This is a genomic window from Acinetobacter sp. FY683, assembly GCF_059515885.1.
In genome coordinates this window covers 1-16,106 of record NZ_JCAKNA010000007.1, presented here as the reverse complement: position 1 = coordinate 16,106, position 16,106 = coordinate 1, and the positions used below count along the sequence as shown (strand labels likewise).

The window sequence follows — 16,106 nt, the reverse complement described above, 5'->3', positions numbered from 1 at the left end:
TCAGCATCCATTATTCAGACATAAAAAAGCCAGTTTTAAAACTGGCTTTTTTATACTCTATTCAAATGCACTCTATTGCACGCCTCAATAGGTAAACGCTTAAAGTTAAACTATTCAGATTTATGTTCTATCATACCTTTTAAATAATTTTTTCTGGCTTTCTTAAAGCGTCTTGCAGGCCATGTCATAATAAACCTTGCACCACCTAGTGATGGGCTTGAATCTACCTTAACCTCTCCACCAAACCAGTATGCAATACGGCTGACAATTGAAAGCCCCAAACCATATCCACCCGATGCACGTGTACGGCTGTCATCTAAACGCGAAAATGCTTCGAAAACTCGTGCTCGATCTTGCTCGGCAATACCCGCACCATCATCTTCAACACAAATATATGCTTTACCATCACTATTAATACCACCGCTTAGCACAACCTTATCGTCACAATAACGAACAGCATTGCCCACTAAGTTTTGTACTACACGATGTAAATAGCGATGCTCTGCATCTACCACTAAAGACTCGGCTGGTGCTTGTAACACAATTTCTTTTTTCGTTTTTAACGCTTCTGTTTCTGTCACCACTTGCTCTAAAACTTCAAGCAGAACAATCTTTTCAAAATCAAATGATGGTGTACCCTGCTCCAATTTAGCATAGGTCATAATTTCATCAATAAGATTATTGAGTGCTTCAATGTCTTTATCAATCATGTCTACTTGTTGCAGACGACTATTATAATCATCGTCTTCTGCAAGCATTTCTAGACCAAAACGAATTCGAGCAACGGGCGTTCTTAACTCATGTGATACAGCACGCATCAATTCACGTTGTGATTCAATTAAGCGCTGAATATGATCTGACATATTGTTATAGCTAGAAGCCAAACTTGCCATTTCATCTGAACCTTCCACAGGAAGTCGAATGCTCATATCCCCTGCTTTCATTCCATTTAAAGCCTGATTTACTTGTCTCACTTTACGCTGCATAGGTATAAGTAAGCCATAAACACCCAGACTTAAAACAAACAAACTTAGCAAGGTAATACCAGCCGCCAATTGGAATGGCATCCAGTTAAACAGCGGAATAGGTCCTAAAACTAAAACTTGTGAATGCGAGTTGGTCATAGGCGATACAATTGAAACATTGGTACCACGTGTACTCGCATTATCACGATACAGCACAATACTATGATCTAAACGTAAACGCCCAATCTGTTCAGAATCTAGAGGCAAGTTTTGAATATTTTCAATACTTACAGGATATGAAAATCTAGTTTGAAGCTTTTGTAGATATTCTTTTTCTTGTCCAGGGTAATACACAAGATAATCCATAATGAAAACGGGTAAAGCTTTCATTTGGCGCTCATTAAAACTATCTATACGGATATAAATATAATGATCTGGATTATCTTTAACACCTAATATGACATAAGTAACAGCATTACTTGCATCATAACGGACAACTGCTTTTTGCTCATCTATTCGCTTTTTCTCTGTTCGAGTTAAGCTAATTTTATCTGCATCTACAAAATATATCGGTAGTTGCAATAAATCAGATGCATCAGAAATCCAGTCTAACTTTTGTTGCTGATTAGCCTGTCGATCAATACCTTCGGTAATAATGTAAGAAAGACCATCAGTTAAAGACTCTCGATATTCTTGCGCACGTTGATAGTTAATGATCTGCACCAATAGATAACCAAAGAGTGCGACCAAAACTACCAATACGACTAAACCGCCATATATGCGCAAAAATATACGGTGTTTAAACACGAGAGCGTCCTATGCTAGACCAGATAAAGCTCATTTACTTACATACCATTTGTTTCTTTTACGAATAAATATCCTTTACTACGTACTGTTTTAATACGTTTAGGATTTTCAGGATCATCACCAATTTTTGGACGAATACGTGAAATACGAACATCAATTGAACGGTCTTGACCATCGTACTCAATACCACGTAAACGTTCGAAAATATCTTCACGAGATAAGATACGACCTGCATTTGAAGCCAATAACCATAGCAAATCATATTCAGCACTTGTGAAGTCAACAAGTTCACCATGTAATGTCACTGAACGACCACCATTATCTATGACTAAGTCGTCAAATTCGATGCGTTGAGCAACTTCATCTTCTGGTGCTTTGTCTGTACGACGAAGTAATGCACGAATGCGCGCTAAAAGCACACGTGGTTGAACAGGCTTAGCAACGTAATCGTCTGCGCCCATTTCTAGACCAAGAACTTGATCCATATCTTCTGTACGTGCTGTAAGCATTAAAATAGGTTGATGATAATGCGGACGTACTTCACGACAAATGGTTAAACCATCTGCACCAGGTAACATCACATCAAGCACAACCATATCTGGTTGCTCTGCAATAATTCGACGAATGGCACGGTTGCCATCTGGTTCTACCCCAACTTCTAGTCCATTACGGATTAAGTATTCTTGAGTCAGACGCGCAAGACGCTCATCGTCTTCAACAATCAAAATTTTAGGTAACTTTTCTTCTTGGCTCATTAGATGCCCCTTTATTAGTCATAACGTATTCTTTATAAATCCAAGAGATACGCTTAAATATATCACTGCAATATACACACGTTTACATTGTAAACAAGATTCTGTTCACGAAACAGATACATCAAAGTAGCAATTTGTTATATTTTTTTACGTATTGAATTATTTGAAATTTTCATTTTACGACAATTTTTCGCCTCAAAAAATAACACAAAAAGTTACAATTAGTATTAAATTTGATCTATTTCATTGTTTGATCAGAAACTGTCTGCTTGTTCTAAACCTTTTTTAGTTATCCACAAGTTTATCTATAAGCACTTAATCTCAGCTTTGCTATGCTATGCCCTTGTGCCATAAGGCATCATTAAGCAATACAAAAATTATGGAATTTTTTTGTAAATAAAGATTAGAAAAGCAAGAAAGAAAAAAGAGAAATGTCAATATTGATCTAAGCTATTTTTTCCCGTATCTTGTGTGTAAATCAAATCTAAACCACTAAGTCTTGTGTTTATCCCTCATACACTGTGGCCTATTTTCTGCCCAGTTCAAATGGTCCATAAACATAAAAATAGATGACATATGGAGCTATGCTGACAATGAGCGTAATCACATCAACACCCGGTCAAATTCAGGTGATTAAACGCACTGGCGATGTTGCTGCTTTTGATGCAGAAAAAATTGCCGTTGCGATTGGTAAAGCTTTTTTAGCAGTTGAAGGTCAACAGAGCACAGACTCTAGCCGCATTCATGATCGTATTTCTCAGCTTACAGAAATGGTATTAAATACCTTCAAGCGTCGTTTGCCTTCTGGCGGTACTATTCATATTGAAGAGATTCAAGACCAAGTAGAACTTGCGCTTATGCGTACTGGGGAACAAAAAGTTGCACGTTCTTATGTTATTTATCGCGAACAACGCGCTGAAGCACGTAAGCAAACAAATGCACATCACCATCCTACATTACAAATTACGGGAACAGATGGTCAGCTTGCACCTTTAGATTTAAGCCGTCTTCAAGCGACTATCGAAAAAGCAAGTGAAGGTTTAGAAGGTATTGACGTTCAAGCGATTATCGATGAAACAGTTAAAAACCTTTATAACGGTGTAAAAGCGACTGACATCTCTACAACAATGATGATGGCAACGCGTACTCGTATTGAACAAGAGCCAAACTATACCTATGTAACAGCTCGTTTATTACGTGACAACTTAGTTGCAACAGGTCTTGAGTTCTTAGGTCTTTCGACAGAAACTTTAGAAAGTGATGCTTTAGAAACATTCTTAAAAAAAGGTGTTGAACTTGAGCTTCTTTCTCCAGAATTATTAAAATTTGATCTTGCTAAATTGGCTGCAGCGATTCAACCAGAACGCTCAAACCAATTTACATACTTAGGTCTTCAAACTTTATTTGACCGTTACTTCATTCACTCTGATGGCGTTCGTTTTGAATTACCGCAATTATTCTTCATGCGCGTTTCAATGGGCTTGTCATTAAATGAAGAAAACCGTGAAGAACGTGCAATTGAGTTCTATAACTTATTGTCTAGCTTTGATTACATGGCTTCTACGCCTACGTTGTTCAACTCAGGTACTTTACGTCCACAGCTTTCTAGCTGCTACTTAACAACCATCGCAGATGACCTTTACAACATTTATGGTTCTATGCGTGACAATGCCCTTCTTTCTAAATGGGCAGGTGGTTTAGGTAATGACTGGACGCCTGTTCGTGCATTGAACTCGTACATCAAAGGTACAAACGGTAAATCACAAGGTGTTGTTCCATTCCTTAAAGTGGCAAACGATACTGCTGTTGCTGTTAACCAAGGTGGTAAGCGTAAAGGTGCAGTTTGTGCATACTTAGAAACTTGGCACTTAGACATCGAAGAATTCCTAGAGCTTCGTAAGAACACTGGTGATGATCGTCGTCGTACACATGACATGAACACAGCGAACTGGGTTCCTGACTTATTCATGCAACGTGTATTTGAAGATGCTGAATGGACTTTATTCACACCATCTGAAACGCCTGATCTTCATGATTTAACAGGTGCTGAGTTTGCTGAGCGTTATGCACACTACGAAGCAATTGCTAAAGAAACTGACATGCTTCATAAGAAAGTACGTGCTAAAGATTTATGGCGCAAAATGCTTTCTATGTTGTTTGAAACAGGTCACCCATGGATCACATTCAAAGACGTTTGTAACTTACGTTCACCGCAACAACATGTTGGCGTAGTTCACTCATCTAACTTATGTACAGAAATTACGTTAAACACAAACCAAGACGAAATCGCAGTTTGTAACTTAGGTTCGATTAACCTTGTACAACACGTTCAAGGCGGTGTTTTAGACCGTGAAAAACTTGCTCGCACAGTAAAAACTGCTGTTCGCATGCTAGATAACGTAATTGACATCAACTACTACGCTGTTGAACAAGCTCGTAACTCGAACTTGAAACATCGTCCAGTTGGTATGGGTATCATGGGCTTCCAAGATGCTTTATACGAAATGCAAATTGCTTACGGTTCAGATGAAGCGGTAGATTTTGCCGATGAGTCTATGGAAGTGATTTCTTACTACGCAATTTCAACATCTAGCGATTTAGCTGTTGAACGTGGTGCTTATGAAACATTTAAAGGTTCATTGTGGGATCAAGGGATCTTACCAATTGATTCTTTAGACCTTGTTGCTAAATCACGTCCTGAACGTATGTTCGAGGTTGACCGTACAACTCGTTTGGACTGGGATACTTTACGTACTAAAGTTCAAAAAGATGGTATGCGTAACTCAAACGTAATGGCGATTGCTCCTACTGCGACAATCTCTAACATTTGTGGTGTTTCTCAGTCTATCGAACCGACTTTCCAAAACCTTTATGTAAAATCTAACCTTTCAGGTGAATTTACAGTGATCAACCCGTACTTAGTACGTGCGTTAAAAGATCGTGGTCTTTGGGATTCTGTAATGGTGAACGATCTTAAACACTTCGAAGGTTCTGTTCAGAAGATTTCTCGTATTCCTGACGAATTAAAAGCAATCTTCGCAACTGCATTTGAAGTTGAGCCACGTTGGATTGTTGATGCTGCATCACGTCGTCAAAAATGGATCGATCAAGCACAATCTCTTAACCTTTACATCTCTGGTGCAAATGGTAAGAAATTGGATATGACGTACAAAATGGCGTGGTTACGTGGTCTTAAGACAACTTATTACCTTCGTGCATTGGGTGCAACTTCTGCAGAGAAATCTACAATTAACACTGGCGCGTTGAATGCTGTTAAAGCAACTGCAACTGCGGCTCCTGTTGTTGCAGCACCTGTAGTAGAAGCAACAAAACCTGAAGCTGTCGAAGAAGAAGGTTTTGGTCAAGCAGCTCCAGTACCGATGGCTTGTTCAATTGACAATCCTGATTGTGAGGCTTGTCAATAATTAGATAATCCTCCCCGACCCTCCTTTTTAACGGAGGGAGAAAAGTCCCTCTTTCTTAAAGAGGGATTTAGGGAGATTAAAAAATACAAACAAAGGAAACACTCATGGAACATATGACGCATAACTACATGTTAGGGCTCGTTGCCTTGGTTGTTTCCTTTATTGTCTTGTTTTACATCCCACTAGGTTACATTTGGGTAAAAGTAAGAAAACAACAGCGTAATCAAAATAAGTAGTGTGGAACTTTGCTTGTTTTCGAACAAGATTAAAACAAAGTTTGGTAAAACTTAATTTTGCTTACACAAATTAAGCGTATAGTAGGGACATCTGAACTTCGTAAGTTAGATGTCTAAATAAAAGATATAAAGCAACGAAGAGAGAATTAATATGTCTATCCTTAGTTGGGACGATTTCGAAGATGATGAACCGAAACAAACTGCATCAACACAGCAGTCTGCGCCCGTCGAACCGCAAAAAGCGACTGATTCGCAAGTGGTATCTCATGCAAGCAACAAATCGTCGAGTGTGGCAGCTCCACAACTCACTCGAACCGTTGCAAGCCGATCAACAGATCCAGCCGATCCGTTGGCAAGAGCATCTAACGCTCTAGAAACTTTAGATGTTGCACCTGGCTTAGAAGAGCTTGAAATGGGTGCTCAGCGTGTACAAGTTGATGATAAAGCAATGATTAACTGTCGTGCTGACTTGAACCAGCTTGTACCATTCAAATACGAATGGGCTTGGCAAAAGTATCTAGACGGTTGTGCAAACCATTGGATGCCTCAAGAAGTTAACATGAACCACGATATCGCACTTTGGAAGTCTGAAAATGGCTTAACTGAAGATGAGCGTACTATCGTAATGCGTTCTTTAGGTTTCTTCTCTACTGCCGATTCTTTGGTTGCAAACAACTTGGTTCTTGCAATTTATCGTCATATTACAAACCCTGAATGCCGTCAGTATATTCTTCGTCAAGCATTTGAAGAAGCAATTCATACTCACGCTTACCAATACTGTATCGAATCTTTAGGTATGGATGAAGGCGAAGTCTTCAACATGTACCGTGAAGTACCGTCAGTAGCTCGTAAAGCGGCTTGGGGCTTGAAATATACTCAGTCTTTAAGTGATCCTACTTTCCAAACGGGTACACCTGAAAACGATCAAATCTTACTTCGTAACTTGATTGCATTCTATTGCGTACTTGAAGGTATTTTCTTCTACTGTGGTTTCAGCCAGATCTTGTCTATGGGTCGTCGTAATAAGATGAACGGTGTTGCTGAGCAATTCCAATACATCTTACGTGATGAGTCTATGCACTTGAACTTTGGTATCGATATGATTAACCAAATCAAGATTGAGAACCCTCACCTTTGGACTGCTGAGTTCCAAGAAGAAATCATTCAAATGATTCTTGAAGGTACTATGCTTGAAATCGAATATGCGCGTGACACTATGCCACGTGGTGTATTGGGCATGAATGCTGCGATGATGGAAGAATACTTGAAATTTATTTGTAACCGTCGTTTAAGCCAATTGGGCTTACCTGAGCAGTTTGCTGGTGTGAATAACCCATTCCAGTGGATGTCTGAGATGATGGATTTACGTAAAGAGAAGAATTTCTTCGAAACTCGCGTAACGGATTACCAAACTGGTGGCGCGTTAAGCTGGTAATAAAAGAACAAGACGTTAAATGACAGTTGATATGAGATTTTTGACACATATTACGAGATTGTTACAAATTTACTCAACTGTTCAATAAAAATAGAGCCATTAGGCTCTATTTTTTATTGTTCTCTTAGAAAAAAAATCAGCCCAGTTAAACTGGACTGATTGTTCTTGTATCGCCTGTGTACAAGAGAAACACTATCGAAAAGGATTTATGACTTGTATATTTTACTTGCCTAAATTCTTAGGCTGTCTCTCCTGCTCCGAAACTAAGCAAGTTTAACCGACATATACCAGATCTACGCAAACAACTATTTCACAACTGCTAACGCTATAAAATCTAGCTTAATCAATTTATTAAACTCCTACAAGCATTGAACTGCATTTAGCCTACCAATGCCTAGGAAGAAAAAATAGTATTTAAAAATCATATAGATACATCTATATAGCTTTCATTTTTTTAAAATTATAAAATTTCATGTTGTTTAAACAATGCGGTAAAGAAGTCTTTTACAACAGATACCGCATTATCTTCGGGTGTATTTTGATCGTTATAGAACTCTGCACCACCGAAGCGATAAACTTCATAACCTCTTAAACGTAAGTCACGGTCAACCCTCACCATTTCAGCATATCGTTTAGTATCTGCACGACCATCGTCACGTGCATAATGATGCTTGCCATCAATTTCAATAATCACACGTTTAAGATTCGGTAAGATCATAAGAAAATCGATACGCTGACGAATCCGTGTTTTCCCATTTGGAAGTTCTTTCGCTGAAATTGGGTCATACGCCACATAGACTTGTGGTATTAGCGCAGGTAGTTCTTCACCGAGTTGGGAATAAAAATTTTGGAAATATGATTTAAAAAACAGAATTTCAGGCTCAGAATCCAACGATTCAATTAAACGTTTTTTAAGAGAAAGTTTGGAATCTAAGTTGTAATCTTCCCACCATTCCAACAGTTCAGACCAATTTAAACGATCTTCAATTTTTTGATCATAAATAAGTGCTTCGCCATCATTAACTACTAGATTAATGTCTCCATCAATTACATCGGTTATGCCAAAATTTGGCTTTACACCTTTTGCACCAAAAATTAAGCGTTGTGGAGCTTTACTTGTAGTTTTTCTAACTTCAGTAAATTTATATCGAGTACGATATTTTGATTTCTCTTTATCTGGTACTAATGCACAACTATCTTTACTCAATATTTCATTGAACACTTTGACTAATTTAGTGTTTTCTTCTTCTGTTCTAAAATTAGGATCTAGAATACCTAAAATCACTTTTCTAAAAGTTCGAGTCGCACAATTAAAAGCTCCTATACGTTCAAATAATTTTTCATAGGACCATTCATTTTTTTCATCTACAATTTCTATCAATTTATCGAAAACTGATGGCTCAGGATCTTTAACCATGTAGTTTTGATAAGGAGAGATAAAAAAGTACTTTCTTAAAAAATTGATCTTAGAATTGGATCCACAAAACTCTTCAGGTAAATTCGCTATAATTTCTTTACGCGAATCGATACTAATTGCTGGAATATCCTCATCATAAAAAAACATAACATTGTTATATAGAGCTGGCTCAGGCATTTTTCTAGACATTTCTAGACAAAACTTAAGACAATGTTCCCATTTTAAAGAGCTAAGAATACGATTAATCTTATTACTAGAAATCCCTTTTTTATGCTTATCTACTATAAGCCATTGGTCGAGGTAACCTGTATTCCAAAGGAACTTTCTTAAATTTTCAACTGTACTTGCCTCATCTTCAAACCAATTTAACCAATGAGCAGCAGATTTTATAAGTTCGCCACGTTCCATTTATTTTTTCTCAAAATCTTTCAAACTGGCTTTAAATGCAATCGCTTCAAAAGCATCTGTCTTTTTTGAACCGAAAGGATTTCGGATGATTTCAGGCTCTTTTTCACCGAGCGTCACACGATAAATGTATGCGTTAGCATTCAAGTCTTTAAGAACATTGAATTCATTAATCGTAAAAAAGAAATCAGCTTCTTTGTTTCGTTCCGTTGTTTTAACTTCAATGAATCTTTTTTTGCCTTTGTACCCTGACTTGAGATCATAGCCCAAACTAGAATCTTCTAAGGCAACATGCTCAACAGCAGTCTCTGCTTCTTCACGTGTTGCACCTTCATCTTTCATTAATCGTTGAATTTCCCATTCACGTGCAAAGAGTTCACCATCAAGTCCAATTCTATTTTTTTCATCCAGAATTTTTTCTAAATCTTTAGGTGAAATAGGCTTTATCACTTTACCGTTCGCAATGACATCGACGATTTGCTTTGCTTGTACTACAGACAAATTACTAAGGAGCAATACAGGATTTTTCTCCGAAGGTGTTAATAGATCACGATTATCGGGATGATCTAAATGTTCATGATAACCTTTATTTTTACTTGAAATTCGTTTTACGTATTCCTTTTTCGGTTCTAAAGTAAAAGTAAGTTGGTTTAGCAACAATTCTTTGTTCGGCAAAATCTTATTTACATAAAGGCTTGGTAAACCTTTATTTAAAGCAATCATGACCGCAGTATCATTAGGAAATAGATAAGTCAAAGCACCTTCAAATTTATTCGTTTCATCACCATGCCCACTATGATGGATTACCTTTCCCTTTAATTCATCTTCAACGTAATTTAGCAATGTTATCACGTCTTTTGATTCAGGCATTTCACGTTTAAATTGTGTATAGCTAGAAGGACAGCTCATCACACTCCCTCCACTGCATTCACCACCAAAGCATCTGCTAAATGGAGCTTGGTTTTCTGTAATTTACTTTGTAAAGCTTGAAGCTGTTCAATCATAGAAAAAAGTTGATTTACTTTTTCTACAATACGTTTTTGCTCATTTAATGGTGGAATAGGCACAACAAAAGAATTAAGGCTGTCCAAGTTAAGTTTTGGCATTTTCAATCGATTTTCATGCTGTTTGACTTGTTCTAAAAATGGTGCAGATAGAATAGATAACAACATAAAATCATTATTAATAAATGTATTGACTGGATACATATCTGCACTACATAAACCATCATATGGTGCAATCACCACCTTATTTAAAGAAGGACGAATTTTAGAGTAGATGATTTGCCCTTTATAGAATTTATTATTTGGTCCAGTAACTTTTGCTTCTTTTACTGTACGAGTAGCTAATAGTTTTCCTGTATTTTTTTCAATAATATCAGGAGCAATTTGATAACTACTCAAAAACTCAGTAGATTTCACTAACTCCGAACGAATGTCATTAATCTCTACAAAACGGCTGAATAACCAAGAGCAAGGCAATTCAAAAGGCTTTTCATCCTCAGCAATCTCAGGCAAAGGCTTCGACTTCTTAATTTTCCCTTCTTTAATCAGTTTGGCTTTTTCATCAGCAATTTTTTTAAGTAACTCGCTTGCAGGCTCATCGCTTGGGTCTTGCTTCACCAATTTACCCATCACAGCAAGCTGTAAAACAGTTTGTTTTAACTGCTCAATGCTGTATTCCGTGGTAAATAGCACATCAAAATTTGCCACAATGCGTTGCCAGTTGTCTTGAAACTCATCGGCATCGCTCGATTCGGTTAAGGCTTTAAGCAAAGTATCGACCAATGTGGCATGGGCATCACTGCTTAAAGTTTGTTGTTGCTCAAGCTGATCGCACAGTTGCATCAGTTCATCAACTTTTTCAACGATACGGTGTTGTTCTTCGATTGGTGGTATAAGGATCACAAGTGGATAAATCTTTGAGCCTGAAATTACAGGTTGAGCAGTAGCACTAGAATTTTCTTGCAGATCAATTGATTTTAGTAAAAGATCTAGATAACTAATAGTAAAACATTCTTCTGAAAACTGCGTAATAAAGGCGTTATCAGTTACCCAAGCTTGATCTTGAGTTATATGAATAGAACCACAATAGTAACCTACACGACCAATGACTAGAGTCGGTTTGCAAACATTATAATGATCATGATATCCAGTGATACCATTGCCACCATATACAGGAATTTTACCTTCTTGGTTCATTTGCTTGGCTGTTAAGCCATCTCCTGAACTTATTTTTATAACTTCACCTAAAGAAGCTGTTATCCAATTTTTATGTGGTGGAGTAACTTTTGCATCTTTCGTTTTTTTATACTTGTTTTTAGAAGAAAAATCCAAATTTAAAGAATCAAGACGAACTGCATTTTCATTAACATTATGAGTGTCTAATCTGCCATTTGTTGCTAAGTTTACTATCAAATTTCTTAATTTCTGCACACCATAAATCGTATCACTCGAACCCGAACTACGCCCACGCCCTGACTTTTTCTCTGTTTCCGCAGTCAGCCAAATATCCAAATGCTCTGTAATGAGCTGTTTTACATTGGTCATCTCATTCACCCTAAATTATTGGCTTAACGCTTCATCTAAAATCGTTTTTAGCTGATTACGGATTTTGCTGATCTCAGCCTGTAAATCCGCATACTGCGCCAACAATTCCTCAGGGTCTTTGACTTCCTCTTCCGCTTGATGCGGATTCTTAATATCTAAGTTGTAGTTACGATCTAAAATCTCTTGCTTAGAAACTTTCCACGCCTGTTCATTTTCAACACGACTGGCAAAACCGTCAGCCTCATTGCCCCACCATGCTTTTAATGAATCAAATTCTTTGAGTTGAATCGGCTTGGTCTTGTTATACGCTTTTACGCCTTGTGGTAGTTGATGCTCATAGAACCAAATATCTTCGGTCTTTTTGCCTTTGGTGAAGAGTAAAATATTGGTACTGATGGAAGTGTACGGTGCAAAAACAGATTTCGGTAAACGTACAATCGTATGCAGATTACATTTCTCCATCAGCTCTTCTTTAATGGCAGTTTTAATCCCCTCACCAAACATAAAGCCATCAGGTAAAACCACGGCTGCACGACCATTGGCTTTTAAAAGCTGAATCAACAGCACCATAAACAAATCGGCTGTTTCACGGGTTTGGAACTTAGACGGGAAATTCTTCTCAATGCCTTGTTCTTCCGTCCCCCCAAATGGTGGGTTAGTCAGAATTACATCCACACGCTTATCTGCTGTCCATGAAATCAATGGATAAGATAAGGTATTGTCACGACGGATTTTTACAGGCACATCAATGCCGTGCAAAATCATATTGGTGGTGCAAAGCAAATGCGGTAAAGGTTTTTTCTCAATGCCGTAAATGCTGTCATGTAAGACTTTTTCATCATCGGCATTTTTTACATATTGCTCACGCTTATGCTCAATAGCAGAGGTTAAAAATCCCCCTGTACCACATGCAGGATCAAGCACAGATTCATCTAATTTTGGATCAATAATCTGTGCCATAAACGTGGTGACTGCACGAGGGGTATAAAACTCGCCTGAGTTTTTGGCATTTTGCAGATCACGCAACAATTGCTCGTAAATATCACCAAAAGCGTGACGTTCAGATGATTTATTAAAGTCAAAACCCTTTTGGATTTGGTTAATCACTTTACGGATTAAACCACCTGACTTCATATAGTTATAGGCATCGGCAAAGACTGCTTGAACCACACGGGCACGTGGGTCATCACTTTCTTGTGCTAGATTTTGTAAGCGTGGAAACAGTTGATTATCAATAAAGTCTTTTAAAGCATCGCCTGTGATGCCTTCATCGTTGGCTGCCCAATTGCGCCAGCGAAATTCTACAGGAATTGGAGACTTAAAGGTCTGACCCTCTAAGAGCGCCAAAGTTTCTGCTTCAGTCTCACGGTCATCCACCACTTTCAGGAACAACATCCACACCAACTGACCTAGACGTTGTACATCACCATCCACGCCCACATCTTCACGCATGGTATCTTGAATAGACTTAATTGTTCCCGAAATGCTCATAATTCGACTTCAAATCATTAGATTAAATTTGCAGATGAGTGTAGCAGAATGCGTCCTTAAGACACATCATCATAAAGTTGATTACCCAGTTCTTTCAGTGCTTTTGTATATTCTTCAACCGAGCCAAACGATTGAATAATCTCTATCAATGACCCCATCTGATTAAACGGTGGCACTTTTAAAATCTGTACATCTTCAATTGGTTTAATGCCTTGGTCAGCAAACTTGTCAAGTAGTGCATCTAAGACTTGACGGGCTTGCTCATTATATTTGGTAAAGTAATTGCGCTTACGGACATTGTTAGCACGTTCTTTTTTGGTCAATGCTGGCTGATCAAAGGCAATATGGCAAATTAAATCAAACGCATCGAAGTCCTTGCCGACTTCATCTTCCAATGCTTCAAAAATCACACCCTGCTTTTGAAATTCGTCAATAATCAGTGATTTCTTTTCTGCACCTTTCCATTTTCTCAAGAAGGTATCTAAGGATTCATAATCCTTCAAAATATGCTCACGGGTGTAATCTTTCAGGGATTCGGTAACAAGCTTGCCATCATTATCATAGAACTGAACACGCTCGCCTATGACTTTGACAGGCACATTGTTCACGACATATTTTTTCGGTGGTTCACCTTCAGTATCATCGTCCTCATCCCCACCTGATGGTGGATCAAAAGGTTTTGGCGCTGTGTCATCACCGCCTTCAGAATCCTCTGTTTCTTCTGGTGGTACGATAGGATCATCACCTTTCGGTTCATAGATCACTACAGGCTCACCATCAAATGCAGGGTCGCTAAACAGCTCAGTGGCTTTTTTAAAGTCCATGATGGTAAACCACGACTTACCGAAATCTTCATTGACACGAGTACCACGACCAATGATCTGTTTAAACTCAGTCATGGATTGAATGTGTTGATCCAACACGATCAATTTACAGGTTTGTGCATCAACACCTGTGGTCATAAGCTTGGATGTCGTCGTAATCACAGGATAACGTTCTTCAGGATTAATAAAGCTATCTAACTCAGCCTTGCCTTCTTCATCATCGCCTGTAATCCGCATCACATATTTACGGTTTTCTTTGATTTTGTCAGGATTCAGGTTGACCAATGCCTGACGCATCCGTTCTGCATGGTCGATATTGTCACAAAATACAATGGTTTTGGAATACGGGTCAGTACTGCTCAAATACTCTGTAATTTTTCTAGCGACTAACTCTGTACGCTTTTCGAGGACAAGTGTTTTATCCATATCTTTTAGGTTAAAGATACGATCTTCGATTTCATTACCGTGTTTATCTTTTTGCCCTTTAGCTGGTCGCCACCCTTGCAAATCCTTATCTATATCAATACGAATCACTTTATAAGGTGCAAGAAAACCATCTTGAATCCCTTGTTTTAAGGTGTATGTATATACAGGCTCACCAAAGTAAGTGATGTTAGAGGTGTCTTTTGTTTCTTTAGGTGTTGCGGTTAAACCCACATGAGTCGCAGCACTAAAATATTCTAAGATCTCACGCCAAGCCGAATCTTCCTTGGCACTGCCACGATGACATTCATCAATCACAATCAGATCAAAGAACTCAGGGCTAAACTGCTTATAAATATTCTTTTCTTCTTCTGAACCTGTGACCGCCTGATACAGCGACAAATAGATTTCATAACTTTTATCAATCGAGCGTTTGGTGATTTTTGTCATCTTGTCACCAAAGGGCTTAAAGTCATTATTTTTAGTTTGATCAACCAGAATATTACGATCGGCTAAAAATAAAATGCGCTTCTTCGCACCTGATTTCCATAAGCGCCAAATAATTTGGAAGGCGGTATATGTCTTACCTGTGCCTGTCGCCATGACCAATAAAACACGGTCTTGACCACGTGCAATGGCTTCTAATGTTTTGTTAATGGCGTTGGTTTGATAATAGCGTGGCGTACGGTCTGAACCATCATCATAATAAGGATATTCAATAATTTCTTTTGCTTCTTCGCTCACAATCCCGTGATGCTGTTGATAGAGTGTCCATAAACACTCAGGTGATGGAAACTGGTCTAAACCTAACTCAGTTTCAACTTGTTTTGGCTGAAATAAGCCTGTGTGATCATGCAGTAAAAAACCATCGCCATTACTTGAAAATACAAATGGTGTTTGCAAGGCATCAGCATAACCCAAAGCCTGCTGCATACCTGCACCTAAAGTATGTTTATTGTCTTTGGCTTCAATCACAGCAATCGGTATGTTCTTTTTATAGTAAAGAATATAATCAGCTCGTTTGGTTTCACCACGTGTATGCAATTTGCCACGAACCATGATTTGACCTTTGGTAAAAGTGACTTCTTCACGAATTTGATGTGCACTCCAACCAGCTAACTCTAATGCTGGATTAATAAATTTACTGCATATATCTCGCTCGGAAAGTTTCTTTTTATCCATTTTAAAGCCACACATTTAATTATTATCATTAGAATAATAAAATTTTCAATATTAATCAAAGATTTAATAAAATTTCTTCATAAATAAAAAATATACATAAATTTCCCAAACCATTAATAACAAATAAACAATAAATCAATTAAAAAACTAGTATTTCTTTTCTTTTTTAATTTAAAAACTCAACCAATAAAA

Annotated in this window: 10 protein-coding genes; 3 read left to right on the top strand and 7 right to left on the bottom strand. The window is 37.9% G+C overall.

From position 1 onward, the window contains the following. Positions 1–110 precede the first annotated feature (110 nt). Both bfmS and bfmR read right to left on the bottom strand, forming a co-directional pair. Positions 111–1,772, bottom strand: coding sequence for a sensor histidine kinase BfmS (bfmS, locus tag AC5YDH_RS05350; protein WP_496117395.1), 1,662 nt, complete (start codon positions 1,770–1,772; stop codon positions 111–113). A gap of 38 nt (positions 1,773–1,810) precedes the next feature. Continuing rightward, positions 1,811–2,527: a response regulator transcription factor BfmR gene (bfmR, locus tag AC5YDH_RS05345; protein WP_154772953.1), complete on the bottom strand. Its 717-nt coding sequence runs from the start codon at positions 2,525–2,527 to the stop codon at positions 1,811–1,813. 593 nt (positions 2,528–3,120) lie between these two features. On the opposite strand from bfmR, the gene AC5YDH_RS05340 reads away from it, so the two are divergent. The 3 genes from AC5YDH_RS05340 (at position 3,121) to AC5YDH_RS05330 (ending at position 7,623) form a co-directional block, all read left to right on the top strand. Then, entirely contained in the window at positions 3,121–5,952 is a 2,832-nt protein-coding gene (locus tag AC5YDH_RS05340; RefSeq protein ID WP_496117393.1) for a ribonucleoside-diphosphate reductase subunit alpha, read from the top strand. Between the two features lie 104 nt (positions 5,953–6,056). Further along, complete coding sequence (locus AC5YDH_RS05335; RefSeq protein ID WP_496117391.1) at positions 6,057–6,188, top strand: hypothetical protein; 132 nt, start codon at positions 6,057–6,059, stop codon at positions 6,186–6,188. Between the two features lie 151 nt (positions 6,189–6,339). Next, the gene (locus AC5YDH_RS05330) at positions 6,340–7,623 is read left to right on the top strand and encodes a ribonucleotide-diphosphate reductase subunit beta (protein ID WP_496117389.1); all 1,284 of its coding nucleotides are present in this window, start codon (positions 6,340–6,342) and stop codon (positions 7,621–7,623) included. Positions 7,624–8,083: 460 nt separating this feature from the next. Here the strand turns inward: AC5YDH_RS05330 and AC5YDH_RS05325 are convergent, their stop codons facing one another. From AC5YDH_RS05325 to hsdR, 5 genes are read right to left on the bottom strand one after another with little or no spacing between them, the layout of a single operon-like run. After that, positions 8,084–9,448: an AbiJ-related protein gene (locus tag AC5YDH_RS05325; RefSeq protein WP_496117387.1), complete on the bottom strand. Its 1,365-nt coding sequence runs from the start codon at positions 9,446–9,448 to the stop codon at positions 8,084–8,086. Further along, positions 9,449–10,354 (bottom strand): protein NO VEIN domain-containing protein, encoded by a 906-nt coding sequence (locus tag AC5YDH_RS05320; RefSeq protein WP_496117385.1) that lies wholly within the window; start codon positions 10,352–10,354, stop codon positions 9,449–9,451. Beyond that, a complete protein-coding gene (locus AC5YDH_RS05315) occupies positions 10,354–11,994 on the bottom strand; it encodes a restriction endonuclease subunit S (RefSeq protein ID WP_496117384.1) in 1,641 nt (546 codons plus the stop codon). The genes AC5YDH_RS05320 and AC5YDH_RS05315 overlap by 1 nt, the downstream gene beginning before the upstream one ends. Positions 11,995–12,009: 15 nt before the next feature. Continuing rightward, positions 12,010–13,485 carry an N-6 DNA methylase gene (locus AC5YDH_RS05310; protein ID WP_496117382.1) on the bottom strand — a complete coding sequence of 492 codons (1,476 nt, stop codon included), beginning with the start codon at positions 13,483–13,485 and terminating at the stop codon, positions 12,010–12,012. 56 nt (positions 13,486–13,541) lie between these two features. After that, on the bottom strand, positions 13,542–15,914 hold the full coding sequence (hsdR, locus tag AC5YDH_RS05305) for an EcoAI/FtnUII family type I restriction enzme subunit R (protein WP_496117381.1): 2,373 nt from the start codon (positions 15,912–15,914) through the stop codon (positions 13,542–13,544). Between the last annotated feature and the right edge of the window lie 192 nt (positions 15,915–16,106).